General features: G+C 37.5%; 9 protein-coding genes and 1 riboswitch. Of the genes, 8 read left to right on the top strand and 1 reads right to left on the bottom strand.

From position 1 onward, the window contains the following. Positions 1 to 18: 18 nt before the first annotated feature. Positions 19 to 7,236 carry a hypothetical protein gene (locus CUU59_RS06175; protein WP_099951099.1) on the top strand — a complete coding sequence of 2,406 codons (7,218 nt, stop codon included), beginning with the start codon at positions 19 to 21 and terminating at the stop codon, positions 7,234 to 7,236. A gap of 12 nt (positions 7,237 to 7,248) precedes the next feature. Then, entirely contained in the window at positions 7,249 to 8,040 is a 792-nt protein-coding gene (gene srtB, locus CUU59_RS06170) for a class B sortase (protein WP_099951098.1), read from the top strand. Positions 8,041 to 8,830: 790 nt separating this feature from the next. Here the strand turns inward: srtB and thyX are convergent. Next, positions 8,831 to 9,535 carry an FAD-dependent thymidylate synthase gene (gene thyX / locus CUU59_RS06165; protein WP_099951097.1) on the bottom strand — a complete coding sequence of 235 codons (705 nt, stop codon included), beginning with the start codon at positions 9,533 to 9,535 and terminating at the stop codon, positions 8,831 to 8,833. Between the two features lie 378 nt (positions 9,536 to 9,913). Between thyX and CUU59_RS08370 the strand changes: the two genes are divergently transcribed. The 6 genes from CUU59_RS08370 (at position 9,914) to CUU59_RS06135 (ending at position 15,782) form a co-directional block, all read left to right on the top strand. After that, on the top strand, positions 9,914 to 10,195 hold the full coding sequence (locus tag CUU59_RS08370; protein ID WP_099951096.1) for a DUF503 domain-containing protein: 282 nt from the start codon (positions 9,914 to 9,916) through the stop codon (positions 10,193 to 10,195). Next, positions 10,192 to 10,848 carry an endonuclease III gene (gene nth, locus CUU59_RS06155; RefSeq protein WP_099951095.1) on the top strand — a complete coding sequence of 219 codons (657 nt, stop codon included), beginning with the start codon at positions 10,192 to 10,194 and terminating at the stop codon, positions 10,846 to 10,848. The genes CUU59_RS08370 and nth overlap by 4 nt, the downstream gene beginning before the upstream one ends. An 8-nt stretch (positions 10,849 to 10,856) precedes the next feature. Beyond that, entirely contained in the window at positions 10,857 to 12,650 is a 1,794-nt protein-coding gene (gene pepF, locus CUU59_RS06150) for an oligoendopeptidase F (RefSeq protein WP_099951094.1), read from the top strand. Positions 12,651 to 12,659: 9 nt separating this feature from the next. Continuing rightward, positions 12,660 to 13,562: a diadenylate cyclase CdaA gene (gene cdaA, locus CUU59_RS06145; RefSeq protein ID WP_099951093.1), complete on the top strand. Its 903-nt coding sequence runs from the start codon at positions 12,660 to 12,662 to the stop codon at positions 13,560 to 13,562. After that, entirely contained in the window at positions 13,501 to 14,880 is a 1,380-nt protein-coding gene (locus CUU59_RS06140) for a CdaR family protein (protein WP_099951092.1), read from the top strand. Before cdaA ends, CUU59_RS06140 begins: the two co-directional genes overlap by 62 nt. Before the next feature lie 85 nt (positions 14,881 to 14,965). Then, positions 14,966 to 15,085: riboswitch (FMN riboswitch) on the top strand. Positions 15,086 to 15,143: 58 nt separating this feature from the next. After that, positions 15,144 to 15,782 carry an ECF transporter S component gene (locus CUU59_RS06135; protein ID WP_169922878.1) on the top strand — a complete coding sequence of 213 codons (639 nt, stop codon included), beginning with the start codon at positions 15,144 to 15,146 and terminating at the stop codon, positions 15,780 to 15,782. The last annotated feature ends 53 nt before the right edge of the window (positions 15,783 to 15,835 follow it).

The raw sequence follows: 15,835 nt of genomic DNA, 5'->3' as shown, positions 1-15,835 counted from the left end.
AAAGGAGGGGAGAAAAAGATGAACAGAAAATTTAAAGCAGCTGCATGGGCAGTGCTGTTGATCTTATTTGTACTTAGTGGAGTTATAGTTCACGCACAAGATGAAACTATGTCTACAAATACTCCCGAAAGTATATTAGAAGAAACTTCGAAAGAAGCAATTATTGATGAAGGTGACAAAAGCGTAGAAGTACTCTTTGATGCATCAAAAGATTTAGTAAATGAGGCAGTGCAAGCTGGTGCAGCTAATGGTGAAAACGAAGAACCAGGAACAGAAGAACCAGGAACAGAAGAACCAGGGACAGAAGAACCAGGGACAGAAGAACCAGGAACAGAAGAACCAGGGACACCTGATGAACCAGGAACAGAGGAACCAGGAACAGAAGAACCAGGAACAGAAGAACCAGGAACAGAAGAACCAGGAACAGAAGAACCAGGAACAGAAGAACCAGGAACAGAGGAACCAGGAACAGAAGAACCAGAAGCAGATGCTGATAAGCCTAAAGAAACTTCTGAGCCAGCTAAGCCACAAGTAGATCCAAATACTGATGAGCTAAATGAATTGCAAAAGCAAATCGCTGCTGCTAAAGAAGCCGAAGATGAAGAAGAAGTAGCAGAGCTTCAAAAAAAATACAATGACAAGCTTCTTAAGAGCATTGAAGAATCAGGAGCTGATAAGCTTGACAAAGATGTAATCAATGGCATTACTGATCCAGAAAAAATCAAACAATACAAGGATATTCAAGAGCTTTACGATAAAATTCAAGCTGACAAAAATGATGGTAAATTGAATCAAGCAGATATTGAAAGACTCAATACACTTCTTGGAGAATTCAAACCACCTAGAAAATTGACAGATGAAGAAAAGAAAGCCCAAGAAGATCTGAATAAGGACTTTGAAATTCCAGGTATTAAAGGAGAAGACACTAAAGATAAAGTTTTTGAAAAATATCAAGATGCAAAAGAAGCTTTAGAAAAAGCACTTAATCCTAACGAAAATCCTGTAAGTAAAGAGGAACTCGAGCGACTCAAAAAGGCTTACAAGGATGCAAAAGATGCTTTGGATGCAGCCATTGAAAAAGGAGATATTGATCCTAAATATACTGACGGTACTCCAGAAGTAAGGGTCTATCCATTGGATGGCAGCACTGCAGGTCCTGAGCTTAAAGATAAAGACGAAACCTACTACATTCCAGACAATACAAGCGCAAAGCTCTTGATTGAAGTCAGAAAGGATGATGGTGGAGACTTTACTTTTACTATCAAGCCAAACAAAACGGATAAAAATATTCCAGATGCAGTTCTTGAAGATCTTGTCAGAACCAAAGATGGTAAGGCTATAAAGCTTACAAAAGATGAAGATGGCAATTACTCATTTACAACAAGCAATCAATTTGAAATTGCTCAAATTCAAATGAACTTGCCAGCCTTTAGGGCAGCCTTCCATGAAGGTTTTAAAATTACAATGCAAGCTGGTAGTGAAAAAGCAGTTACCAAGAAATTCTTGATTACCAAAAAAGGTTACGACGATGCAGATATCGGAACCATTGGAAAAGAAAATCCAAAAGATCCACAAGAAATTGATGGTGGCGATACAAAAGACGGCATTGTAGATGAAGACACCAAGAAAGTCTATGATATTTTCGCTATGATCAAGGAAACAGATGGATACATTGACGATGTAATTGTAAATTCCGGTAATGGTGAATCATTACCTCTTTCTTCAGTGGATATTACCATCAAATTACCAGAATACAATGGAAAATTTGCAGATTATCTTTACAAGTCAGGACTTGAATATCAAGACAACAAGGATGGAACTTACACCTTAAAACTTAAAATGAAGAACTTCGGTGGAAACCTTAAAGAAAAAGACGGAAAACTTTATTTGGATGACAAAGAAATTACTCCGGCTAAATTAAGAGATAAAATCTTAGAAGAAGCTGGAAAGAAAGTTTATGTTGATGAAAAAGGCGAAAAGCACGAAATCACTACCGAAGAATACTATGAAGTTACAGATGATGAAGGAAATACATTCAAAGTTCAAGACGGCAAACTTTATAAAAAGAATTCTGAGGGAAAAGATGAATTAGTTGGTGAATTCAAAAATGGTAAATTTAAAGACAAGAACACAACCTATGTCTTTAATAACGGAAAATTAATTTCCTACACCGATGAAAAAGATCTCTTTGAAGGAAATGTTTCTAACAAAAATGGTGAAGCAGATTTAGACGTTACACCAACTTATGATGGCGGCCAAGTTATCATTAAGACTGGAGATAATAAGCAAGCCTATGGCGGAACCATTATTGAAAATGGTATCTTTGATAAAGACGGTAAATATACTGGCAAGACAAGTTCTGCTGAAGGATATCAAGGCTTAAAAGATGTTTATGTAGATGAAAGTGGTAAAAAAGTTGATAATCCAACAGATGCAGAAAAAGAAAATTTAACCAAAGTTGACAAAGGTGTATTTAATGCTGATGGTTATTTAATCTCAGGTTTAACTCACAAGGAAAACTATACACTTATTGACAAGTTCGGTAAGATTATGGATGGCATTACTGTTACTAAAGGAGATGACGGTAACTATACTTTCGCAAAAGAAGGTAAAGAATCAAAAACATCTGGTTCAGATGGAATAACCGTTGAAACTGGCACAAAGTTTGTTGGCAATGACAACTATATCGTTGATCCAAAAGGTTATGATGATCCTATTGTTGGTAAGTACTACTACGATGGAAAAAAATTTGTTCCAGTTAAAGATAATGACAAGGGCATTAAAGGCGACAAGTATTTCAAAGACTACAAGTCTTCCGCTATGGACCACAAAAAAGTGGATACCTATAAAAAAGATGCAAATACAACCGTGGAACTTCATAATGTTGAGGAATACCATGGCAGTACAAATCCAGATGATTATGTAACTGTTAATAACAAAACTTACGTGAAAAAACAAGCAGGAAGTCTTGTTTACTATGTAGGCGTTGACGAAGGGAATCAAGCTGAAGTTTTATCTGTCGATCAAATTTCAAAAATTGTCCAAATTCTAAAAGACGAAAATGGTAAGGAATATGAAAAGCTTACAGATGAAACAGACATCGCTGAAGCTGTAAAGAATGCAAAATTCCAAATCAAATTCCCAGGATTCTTAGCTGGAAAAGATGTTGTTTACAATATCCATGCGGATATAGCTGCAACATATATGGCACCAAATCCTAACAAAGAAGAAAGTGATCCAAATAAAAAGTTTGTTGAAACATCTATCTTTAAGGATCAAAAATCTGATTACAAGAAACCTATCGACAAGTACTTTACCTTAAAGATCAAGGAAGGCCAACCAGCCTCATTCTTCAAGAATCCACCAAAGGAACTTCTAGCAAAACCAGACTACAATTTCTTTAATGTTTTCTATCGTGATGAAACAGATAGAGATAGAGATGATTATATTAAACATCTATTAGGAATTGAAGCTGATGATGAAAAGAGAGTAGATCCTAAAAATAAGGCTGATATGGATATTCTAAAGAAGATTCAATCTGAGCTTGGAAGACTTTATAATGGAGCAAAATTTGCTATCAAAGATAACAAATTAGTTATTCTTGATAAAAATGGCGACGTAACAACACTCGACCGTTCCCTACTATGGGAAGTTGGATTTAACAATCCAGACGGAGCCTTGTTCCCAGAAAATAAAGACTCTGAAATCATTATCGAAGACCACAACATGGATAATCGTTTAATCTATGATGAAATCATCGTGAATGATACACAAGACAAGTGGAATACTCTTAAGGAAGAATTTGAAGATAAAGAAGAAAATAAAGGTAAGAAATTTGGTAATGACCAATATTTCTTCTTAGACCAAATTAAGGATATTCGTTTTGGTGTAAGTCCAACTTATATCGATGGTCGTTTCGTTCCATTGGGAGAAAACTTCAAGATTACAGGTCAAGAAATTATTGACAAACTTGGTGATAAAGATTCAGCTACTATTACTACTAAGAATGGTATTGAATTTAAAATCACTCGGGATAAAGCCAATGGACAAGTAAGAATTAAAGTTATGAACGCTTTCTATAAGAAAGTAGATAATGATCCGACACACAAATTCGAAAGTCCTGTACAAAAAGATTATCAAGGAAAAATCAATGGTGTATTAGAAAAAGTTAAAAAACTTGACAAAAATTCATCTGACGATTTTATCAATGGTATTGTAGAATCACTTCACGCTAAAGAAACAGACTGCTACAAAACCATAACTAAGATGCTTAAAGATGAGTTTGTGAAAATAAAAACTGATGCTAAAAAGCTTCAAGCTTTTAAAACAAAACTCATTGCAGAAGTTGAAAAGTTAAAACTAGGCTACTTTGATGAAAAGAAAGGCGACTACAAATACGACGATATGCGCTTTAACGCAATCCGTATTGGCCTAACATCTGGTCTTCGTATTGGTGGTCCAACAGACCCAGTGAAAACCAAGAAGATTGGCATCACATCTGTGATTATTCCAGAAGTGGACATTCCTTATACTGATGAATTTGGAAAACCTTTAACTAATAAGGACAAGTACGTCCAAGAAGAAATTGGAAATATTATTAAAGATCACAAATTTAATGATAAGGAAGATAATAATTTCAAATTCTTTGATGAACAAGGAAATCCAATTTGGAACAAAGATGAAGATAGCTTTAGAAAAGTTATGGAAGAAGCCTACAGAAGAGTCAATAAAATGGATGAAAATACATTTAAGACTCTTGTAACCGTAAACGACAAAGAAAAATACGGTCAAGGCAAGTACACTGTAATTCCTGGCAAAGAGTTATCTTTTGACGACTTAGCAAATGGCGATAAGGCTCTTAAGGATTCAAAGGGTCAACCTCTAAATCCTTACTATGTAGGTGATAAAAAAGATGGTAAGGCCACTACAATAGAAGAAAAAATTAAAGATCCTAAATCTGAATTAAAGGATACAGATGCTTATAAGGAATTGATCAATCGTCCTATAGACATTGCTGGCTACTATATGAGCAAGCTTGGCTACAATGGAGCAATGTATGCAAACTTTGCAAACTACAAACTTATTGGCGGCAAAGACCAAGCACCAGGAATCTTTGGAAAAGATGACGATTGGCACAAGAAGATTTGCTATCCAGGACTAGGATCATGTATTGAAGATGCAGGCAGTGATTCTGAAACAGATAAGACTGAAGGCGGAAACAAATATGGTTCTGAAGGAGAAACAGGATCTGAATTTGAATTGACCTATGAGCCAACTCCAAAAACTCAAGATGAAGAACATCCAGAGGTAGACAAGAAGTCTGAAACAGATAAAGTTGATGTCACTGAAGAACCAGAAAAGAAAGTTGACTTTACAATTGATGTAACTGTTGATAAGTTGAAGAAAGATGATAAAAAACTTTCTGAAGCTGTTAAGGAAGATTCAGAAGATATTAATGATGCTAACTACAATGATAATGGCTACTATATTTATAGAGATGGTTTAATCATCGACATCCTTCCAGACATCTTTGAATTTACTAAAGACACAGAAATTTCTATTGAAGTAGATAAAGATGCTATGAGGGCCAATGGCGCTAATGCAGATCTTGATTTTGTGACATTTAAGAATGGAATCAAATATTTCTATACAGAAGATGTGAAAGCTTATCTAGCTGAACTTAAAGCCAAAGACAAAAAGAAATACAATGTTCTTTTAAAGGCACTTGGCGGAGACGAAAGCAAGATTAAGGATGGTCAAAGAGCTATTCTTGCATGGTTACCTGAATTTGAAGGGCCTCACGGTGCTAAGAATCAATTTACAATGACTCTTAAAAACTTACTTGTAAACAAAGAAAAGTACAAGGAAAGCGAAGAATATAAGAATCAAGGTCAACCTTACACAAATAAGGCCGGTTTTGGCGACAAGGGAGAATTCTTCTTTGGAACTAAGACAATTACTGTAACAGATGGTCATAACGCCAATGTCAACAAGTACTTGCAATTGTTGGATAAAGACGGAAAAGTCATTCCACAAGGTGAAGCTGGCGAATGGTTTAAGGGTTCAGCTACATTGAAATTTGGTGACAAGTTCAACTACAAGATCAAATACTATCTTGATAACAAGGGCTTGGTTGATACAGGCTTTGTCCAAAAGGATAAAGAATGGAAACTGGAAGACTTGTTTAATGGCAACAAGGGATTACGTCCTGTACTAAGAGATTTTGTCAAAGTACCAGATGGATTTACAGTTCTTTATAAGGTAAATGGAGAATACAAAGAAGCTTCTCAAATAACTGAAGCTGACCTTGCAAAAGTGGAAGGGATTAAAATCAATCCACCAGAAGCAGGTTTCCCATACAATGAAGAAAAAGAATTCATTCTTCCAATGATGATTCCAGAACTGGATGCAAAGATTGAAGATGGAAACGTTGTTTATGTTGGTAAAGATGGCGAAAAGAAAATCTTAGGAAAAGCTGACGAATTCTTTAACCTTGGTGACTTGACAAAAAAAGATGCAAAAATGTACTTTGAAAATACAGCTGAAGGTTCAAACACAGTTACTGTATATCTTGAAAAAGAAAGATTTATCAAACTCTTTAAAGAATTCTTTGAAGCAGATGGTAAAACTGAAATCAAGAAGGATAGACCAGAAGTTAAATTTGATATCTATCAAATCGTAACAGATGAAAATGGCAAGATTATTGACAGAATCAAACTTGACAAAGGACTTACCTTAAACGAAGCTAATGATTTTGTTGACCAAGTAAACCATCTACCATTATTCAAGAGAATTGAAGAAATGGATGAAGAAGGCAATGTAAGTGTTAAGACTCTTTCATACACTTATGAAGTCCAAGAACAAGCTATCGAAGGTTATACTGGAAAAGTATTCAAGTTTGATGAAAAAGATGCTCTTGGTTTTGTTTTAAAGGCTGAAAACTATAAGAAGCCTGAAAAACCAGATAAACCAGAAGAACCAGAAGAACCTGAGGAAGATGAACCTAAGGAACCAGAAGAACCTGAGGAAGATGAACCTAAGGAACCAGAAGAACCTGAAGAAGATGAACCTGGTAAGCCAGACGAACCTGAAACTCCAGAAGAACCTGAAGATGAAGGTGGCGGAAGAAATACAATTCCAAAGACTGGTGTAAGAACTGATCTTGGATCAATTTTCTTTAGCGGTATTTTGTTACTAGCACTTTTCTTTTTCAAAAGAAAATTTTTTAAAAACTAATGAGAGGTAGTTATGAAGAAGGGTAAGCTTTTATTAAATATTTTAATAATCGTAGTTGCAATATTTTTTGCCTACAAGCTTTACGACTTTCTTCATACCAAGGCCGATCAAAAGGAATCAATACAAATTTATTCTGATTTGAAGGATTTAAAACCTGTCAAAGAGGAGGCCGCCGTCAAGGTGGACGAGGATATTGAGGAGGATGAGGAAGACGATTATGAAATCGACTTTGGCCAACTCAAATCTGTCAACGAAGATATAATTGCGTGGATATCTGACGGCGGCAGTATTGATTATCCGATTGTGCAGGCAAAAGATAATTATAAATATCTTTACACTGCTGCAACGGGTAAGAGAAATGTAGCGGGGGCAATATTTATGGATTACAGAAACCAAAATATTGCCGATCCGCTTGTACTTATTTACGGGCACGAGATGGATAACAAGACTATGTTTGGGACTCTCCATGAATTTAAGAGAGAGCCTGAGCATTTGGATTTTACCTTTACAACAGAGGAGGGCGAGTTTGAGACCAAGGCTGTTGTAGCGGGGATTATCTCGGGCGAAACATATATTAATCCAAAGGATTATGATTCCTTTGAAAAAATGCAAAGATTTTATAAGCTGATCAAGGACAATGCAGTTTACGATTCTGGTTATGAATTAGAGGAGGACGATAAGATAATCGCCCTCATAACCTGCACATACGAAAGGAAAAATGTAAGGTTGGTTGTGCTCACGGTTTATAAAGAAAAGAACGAGGACGGTAAATCGAAAGAAATCCAAGTCGAAGATGATATGTAGAGAGAGGGGGGAGAAAGAGAACCCCTCTTTTTTAATATTTAGGGATATTTAGGGTGTAAATTGCGACATTCTTGTGAAAACAATTTTCCCCTCCTCGATGTACGTTTGAGTACACCTGCGTCGCTGAAAATTATATTTCACTTCGAAGCCCTAGCCCAAGAAACGAGCCTTAAAATTTCCCTGTAGGGGCGATCCTTTATGGTCGCCAAGAAATTTCGAAAAGGCGAAGTTGATTGGCTAGCAGGTCTCGTGTCAGAGATTCCCAAGAGAGCGAGTGATAACGATGCTAGATTGGTGAATCTTACGGCCCTCATCAATTTATCCTCCTAAATATTATTAATATCGTGTGTAAATTTTGACGAGACTTTTGGACTTTTGGGGCGCGACTTTTCGGGCTACATTCTCCTCAGATTGTTGCATCCAATTAGGAAAAATTCTTTTGGGCGGGACTTTTCGGGCTACATAAAGTAGCCCCTACAAACGTTCTGAAAAATCGTGATTGTAATATATGTATTGAGCCATAAAATATTTTCAGAATATAAATTTTTACAAACAATATATTTAATACCATAGGAAACATCCAAAAATCGCTTTGCGGCGGTAGGGTCCATCTTTATGTGGACCGAAAAACATCGAAATTCCCTTGTGGGATTGAGATGTTTTTATTTATATAGATACGAAATTATTTTAAAATAAGTACCATTGGTATTAATAATGTAATCAAAAATATTTCCACACAAAAAGAGGCAGCACATAATGTACTGCCTCTTTCTTTTTCTTTCATTTTATTTTATTTGTCCATGTCCAAGAAGGCTTGGATGCCGAGGGGGAATTTTTCCATGGCGAGTTCTTTGACCGCTTGTGCGTATTGTCTGATTTCGTATTGGCTGTGGGAGTCTGTGCGTTGCTTGATAAAATGTGCAACTGATTGGAGACTTGCTGTCCAATACCATGAGACGTACATGCCATAGGCTGGCAAAAATAGTCTGGCTTCTTCAGCGCAGATGCCGCGTTCCATGGCTTCTTCGTAGAGGTCAACGCCTTCTTTGATGTATTTGTTTAATTTTTCTGTGAATTCTGCTCCGAGTTCATCATCGACTGGGCCGAGCGACCCTTGTTTGTTGTTGTCGGGTTTGCCCCTCCATTCGTTCTTGGTCGGTACATAGAAGGTTGGCTCCATGGTTACATAGCGTCTGGAGGATTCGTTCCAAGCATTCATGGTGTCGCCGATGCCTTCCAAATGTGAGCTGCCAATAATATATTTCCACCATTGACGGGCCACCATTAGTGGAGCGTAGACTTCAAATTGCAAGATGGCGTGTCTAAATGGTGATGTGTGGTCGTGTTTGGCCAAGTAGGCAATCAGTCTTTCGTCCTTTTCGTCTAGTTCTTTGCTTTCTTTGGCGAAGCTGGCTCTGGCTGCGTTTACAACTGTTAGGTCTGAGCCCATTGTGTCAACTAAACGCACATAGCCTTTATCTAAAACATTAATCATATTAACCTCCAAGTCTTTTATTTTCTACCTTAATTGTATTATATATATATTTAAAAATCAAGGCAAAAATTTTTTTAAAAAACTTGGTCTCTTGATAGATTTACAAAGTTAGTTAAACTATAAAAAAAGCATATCTATTTGATATGCTCAAAAGTTGGTAAGATTTTTTTCATATTTGCTCCTTATAATCAAAAGACCCGACTTGGTCCGCATTGTAAAGAGGCGTGTCGAGTACTGTTACTATTATAATACACCATATATTATAGAATGTCAAACACATTGTATATATTTAAAAATCAAGGCAGAATTTTTTTAAAAAACTTGGTCTCTTGCTAGATTTTTTTGGGCCTTGATGTTATACTTATTATAGGGATAATTATGAAGGTTCTTGCAAGCGAAATTATTATTAGGCTGGTGGATGTGCATTCTTTGAAAGAGAAGAGGAGTATTCGCGAGTCTCTTATAAGGAAGGTTCAAAACAAATTTAAGATTTCAATTGCCGAGTGCGATAGTCAGGATGATTTGAATTTTTTGACTATTGGTTTTGCGGCTGTGTCGAATTCGAACACGCATTTGAACTCTGTGAATGAAAATGTTATCCATTTTATTGAGACGAATTTCGGTCTGGATATTGTATCAAAGGAGACTTATTGGTTATGAGGAGAAAATTAAAAAAGGCTGAGATCCAAGAGGTCACAGATATTTTGATGGACTTCCACGCTGACGCCGAGTGCGAGCTGGTCCATGAGTCGCCATTTGAACTTTTGATTGCGACGATTTTGTCGGCCCAGTGCACGGATGTCCGGGTGAATATGATTACCCAGGAGCTTTTTAAGGAGGCGAACACGCCTCAGGCTATTATCGACATGGGCATGGACAAGCTCAAAGATTATATCAAGACGGCAGGATTTTTTAATTCAAAATCCAAAAATATTATGGAGACCTGTCATATTTTGGTTGACGATTATGATTCTAAAGTGCCAGACACCATGGAAGAGCTGACCAAGCTGCCGGGTGTTGGGAGGAAGACGGCCAATGTTGTTTTGTCAAACTGTTTTGGTTTGCCGGCCATTGCAGTGGATACGCACGTCTTTCGCGTTTCAAATCGGATTGGTCTGGTCCATGAGAAGGATGTGGAAAAGACTGAAGAGGCTCTGATGAAAGCTCTGCCAAAAGAAATTTGGACCAAGATGCACCATGTTTTAATTTTTCATGGTCGTTATATTTGCAAGGCCAGAAAGCCCATGTGTCACGAGTGCCCCATTAGTCACTTGTGCCTTTATAATCAGAATAATATTAACAAAAGGAAGTAGGAGGAAGTATGGATTACAATTTTAAATCAAGAGATGAGATTGATCAAAAGTATAAGTGGAGTTTGGAAAAATTATTTACAAATGACGAGGACTTGGACAAAAAACTAAAGGAAATCGAAGGCAAGATAGAAGATTTTAAAAAGTTCAAGGGCCGAGTAGCTGAATCCGCAGATACATTTTTGGAAATGCTTAAGCTATACGAAGATATTGGGACAAATTTTGGCCTTGTATCAACTTATATTTCAAATAGATTTAACGAGGACAACCGCGATGCCAAGTATCAGGCTCTAAGCGATAGGCTATCAGCTCTCTACGCTAACTATGGGGCTAGCTTATCATTCCTAGTACCAGAAATTTTATCCTCAGATGTGGATAAGCTAAGGGGCTTTGTTGAAAACGATGAACTTAAGATTTACAAGCGTTGGTTGGACAATATTTTAAGATTTAAAGACCACACCTTAAGTGAAGCTGAAGAGAGAATTATCGCAAGCTTTACCCCTGTTATCGATGCAGGTTCCAAGTCGTTCTCAATGCTTACAGTTGCAGATATGAAATTCCCTGTGGTAAGCGTTGATGGCAAGGATGTGGAACTCACCAGCGGCAACTTTGTTCCGTTACTAACAGAAGCAAATTTGGAAGACCGTAAGAATGTTTACGAAGCTTACTATAATGTTTACAAGGACCACATAAATACCTTGGCCAGCACATTGGATGCCAATACCAAGGCTATTGCTATTGAAGCATCTTTAAGAAAATACAAGTCAGCCAGGGAAGCAGCTTTATATGACAACACAATTCCTGTTTCAGTTTATGATAAATTGATCGAAACTGTAAACGAAGGCTTGGTAGAACTCCACGATTATGTTGACGTTCGTAAAAAAGTTTTGGGCTTAGATAAAATTCACATGTACGACGTTTACAAAAACCTAGTCGAAGATATGGATGTGAAATTTACCTTTGAAGAAGCCAAGGAAATAATTTTGGATGCACTTAAGCCACTTGGCGACAAGTACATTGCAGATTTAACTAAGGGTTTTGAAGACAGATGGTGCGACGTATTTGAAACACCGGGCAAACGCGGGGGCGCTTACTCAAGCGGATCTTACATGACAGATCCTTATGTGCTCCTCAATTATCACGGAACCCTTGATGATGTCTTTACAGTTGCTCACGAAATGGGCCACTCCATGCACTCATTTTATTCCAGGGGCAACCAACCATATATTTACTCTGGCTATTCGATTTTTGTAGCTGAAGTTGCGTCAACCATGAATGAATCTCTCCTCACTTTCTATCTATTAGACAAGTGGAAGGACGATCCAAAGAAAAAGAAATTTATCTTGAACCACTTTATGGATTCAATCAAGGGAACGCTCTTTAGGCAAACACAATTTGCTGAATTTGAAATGGAAATCTACAAGGCTTATGAAAGCGGACAAGCCCTGACACCAGATTTCTTGTCAAACAAATACGAAGAGATCAACCAAAAATACTACGGACCAAGCATGGAAAAGGATGACTTCATCAAATACGAATGGGCAAGGATTCCACATTTCTATTACAATTTCTATGTTTACCAATACGCAACAGGAATTTCTGCAGCTCTTTCATTTGCAAAGAGGGTTTTAAATGGTGGAGAAAAGGAAAGAGATATGTATCTTGAATTCTTGAGATCAGGCTCATCCTTGGATCCAATCGACGTTTTAAAACGCGCAGGAGTCGATATGAATTCACCTCAACCAATAGAAGACGCTATTGAACTATTCAAAGAATTTAAGGATGAATTTAAGAAACTAATTTAGGAGATTACTATGGGTTTTTCATTAGAAAATACACTCTTGTCAATGAGAGAATCTATTAGAAATTTTAGATTCAACAATGTTATTGACATTTTGATAATAGCTTTTATCGTCTATCAGCTGTACGAGCTCGTCAAGCAAACGCGTGCCGAACAGCTGGCCAAGGGCCTTGTAATTCTCTTGGTGGTGACCAAGCTATCAGAGTGGTTTAAACTTTATACTTTACGTTGGCTTTTAAACTGGCTCTTGGGTGCTGGTTTGATAGCTATTGTTGTTATATTTCAGCCGGAAATCAGACGGGCTTTCGAGTCCATCGGTAGGAGCAAGATTATAGGCAAACGCTTTGGGACAAATAACGACAACCAGTACGATGGAGTTATCGAAGAGATTGTCCAAGCTTGCAATTCACTGTCCAGGCAAAAGATTGGAGCCCTGATTGTATTTCAAAGGCAAACGGGTTTTGAAGATATAATTGAAACGGGAACCAAGATTGACGGACTTGTTTCAATGGGTCTTTTGATAAATATTTTTATTCCAAATACACCCCTTCATGACGGGGCTGTTATTGTGGATAGGGATATTGTAAAGGCAGCGGCGTGTTTCTTGCCAATTACTGATAACAATAGGCTCTCAAAAGAACTGGGCACCAGGCATAGGGCGGCTCTGGGTATATCGGAGAGGTCCGACTGCATGGTTATAGTTGTCAGTGAAGAGACAGGCGGCATTTCTTGCTGCGAAAATGGAGAGATTGCAAGATATTTGGACGAAGAAACTCTGCGCAAAAAATTGCGTGAGGTCTATGATCCAAAGGAAGAAAAGCTAGGCTTTATTGCAAAGATAAAGGGTGAATTTAATGAAGCTAAAGAAAAAGAAGAACAATCAAAAGAATCGCAAGAATCAGAATCTGGTCGCTAAAATAATGTCCCTTGTCATTGCAGTTTTGCTTTGGTCATATGTAATGACAATCGAAAATCCAGATGAAAGAAAGATTATTAGAAATGTTCGCGTTAAGTTTTTAAATGCAGACTTGCTGAGGGACAGCGACAACCAACTCATGACTCAGGAAGATCAATTTGTAAATATTACCTTGCGGGGTAAGAAAAATGAGCTGGAAAAAGTTCGTGCTGATATGATAAATGCAAGTGTAGACTTGGAAGGCTACGGAGCTGGCAACACCAGAATTCCAATTGATGTTAATTTGGAAGGGGTCAGCAGCTTGGTTAGTGTGGATACTATTAGTCCGCCATCTATAATTGTAAATATTGATAAAGTTGTCTCAAGGGATTTTGAAGTCCAAGTTGATACCAAGGGCAATCCTATGGAAAATTATATGAAGGGCGACAATCAATTATCATCGCCTAAGGTTCAGGTTACAGGACCTGCAAGTCAAATTGGTATTATTGATAGCATTAGGACAAATATAGATGTAGATGGCAAGGAAAAGGGCTTTACAGTTACAAATCCTCTCTACGCAGTGGATGCAAATGGCAACCGCTTATCCAATGTCAGCATCAAGCCAGATGTAGTTACAATTAGTGTGCCAATTTATAAGACGGCGGTGCTTGTTATTGAGCCGAGCACTGTTGGTAATTTGCCAGTGGATTTTGAAACGACACTTATGCACGTCAACCCACCAACAATTGCGGTTAAGATTATAGATGAAAATGCTATTGTGCCAAAGACCATTAAGACCGAGCCAATTAATATGGAAGAATTGGTTTCAAGCGATGAAAAGATGCTCACACCAATTATTCCTGAGGGTATGGAGGCAATTGATCCAAGCATTTCTTATTCTTTGACTTATCAAATTCAAAAATATACTACCAAGCGTTTTGCTGTGGACAAGTCTCAAATAAAATTTGAAAATCTTCCAGAGCATTTAAGCATAGACCTCAGTTCACTGCCAACAATTGTGGATATAACTGTCCGCGGTTACGAAAAAGAACTCAAGGCTCTAAACACTGGCGACGTGGTCTTGGCGGTTAACTTGGAAAACGCAGAACTTGGCGAGGAATCCTACAATCTTAAATTGCAAATCAAAGATAAACCATCGCTCAGTTTAACCGGAGCGCCAAAGATAAAATTAAATATCATAGGCAAAGAAAACTCTGAAGAAACGCCAGAAGAAAAGCCAGATGAAAAACCGGGCGAAGAAAATGGTGAGGGTACAGAGGAAAATAATGAAAATAAAGAAAATGAAAAACCTGATGAAAAACCAGATGAAAAACAATAATATAAGGGCCGAAGGGCCCTTTTAAATTTATTTTTTAAAAACCACCTTTTCCTCTTGACATATGGACTCGTGAGTGCTATACTCTAATCATCTTCAGGGGGAGGTGCAATTCCTTTACCGGTGGTAAAGTCCACGAGCGTCAAGAGACGCAGAACAGGTTAGATTCCTGTACCGACGGTTATAGTCCGGATGTGAGAAGAGGTCCCCTTGTATTTTGGGGCTTTTTTTATGCCCTCAATCAAAAGGAGGAAATGAAGATGAAAATGTCAACGAAAAAAATGACTGCACTTGCCATGTGTGCAGCCATCAGTTATCTTGTAATGGTTTTTGGTAGGATTCCAATTGTACTTTTTTTAAAGTTCGATCCTAAGGACGCTGTCCTTGCCATCACGACATTAATTTTTGGATTGGTCCCATCACTTTTGGTGACCGCTGTTGTGTGTTTGGTAGAATTTTTTACAGTTTCGGACACAGGTTTTTGGGGTTTACTGATGAACTTTGTAGGTTCAGCGGCCTTTATCGTCCCACTTGCAACTATGGTTAACCGCAAGGACGACACCAAGTGGACAGCTGTAGCCCTACTTGTAAGTACACTTGTTATGACCTTTATAATGATAGCATGGAATATTGTTATCACACCAATTTATATGAAGGTTCCATTTGCAGAAGTTAAAAAGTTGTTGCTACCAGCTATACTTCCATTTAATATTTTTAAAGGACTTTTAAACTCTGCACTAACATTTGTGGCCTTGCCAATAGTTCCAAGATTAAAAAAGGCCTTGGACTTGCAAGACGAAGAGGTAGATCACATTGGCATTGGTCAAGTCGCTTGGATTTCATCCCTACTACTTGTATCAGCTCTGATAATTTATTATGCTCTAAACAGCCCTATGGGAAAATAATATATACCAATCGAAAGACTCGCTTAGATTTAAGCGGGTCTTTTTTTGTGCAG

Origin of the sequence: Ezakiella peruensis (assembly GCF_900215725.1) — a bacterium.
Lineage (GTDB): Bacteria > Bacillota > Clostridia > Tissierellales > Peptoniphilaceae > Ezakiella > Ezakiella peruensis.
This window is presented reverse-complemented; position numbering and strand designations above follow the sequence as displayed.

What these genes read in the sequence shown, in the direction of transcription:
- CUU59_RS06175 (WP_099951099.1), top strand. Translation starts at nt 19, where the DNA reads ATGAACAGAAAATTTAAAGCAGCTGCATGGGCAGTGCTGTTGATCTTA.
- srtB (WP_099951098.1), top strand. Translation starts at nt 7,249, where the DNA reads ATGAAGAAGGGTAAGCTTTTATTAAATATTTTAATAATCGTAGTTGCA.
- thyX (WP_099951097.1), bottom strand. Translation starts at nt 9,535, where the DNA reads ATGATTAATGTTTTAGATAAAGGCTATGTGCGTTTAGTTGACACAATG.
- CUU59_RS08370 (WP_099951096.1), top strand. Translation starts at nt 9,914, where the DNA reads ATGAAGGTTCTTGCAAGCGAAATTATTATTAGGCTGGTGGATGTGCAT.
- nth (WP_099951095.1), top strand. Translation starts at nt 10,192, where the DNA reads ATGAGGAGAAAATTAAAAAAGGCTGAGATCCAAGAGGTCACAGATATT.
- pepF (WP_099951094.1), top strand. Translation starts at nt 10,857, where the DNA reads ATGGATTACAATTTTAAATCAAGAGATGAGATTGATCAAAAGTATAAG.
- cdaA (WP_099951093.1), top strand. Translation starts at nt 12,660, where the DNA reads ATGGGTTTTTCATTAGAAAATACACTCTTGTCAATGAGAGAATCTATT.
- CUU59_RS06140 (WP_099951092.1), top strand. Translation starts at nt 13,501, where the DNA reads ATGAAGCTAAAGAAAAAGAAGAACAATCAAAAGAATCGCAAGAATCAG.
- CUU59_RS06135 (WP_169922878.1), top strand. Translation starts at nt 15,144, where the DNA reads ATGTCAACGAAAAAAATGACTGCACTTGCCATGTGTGCAGCCATCAGT.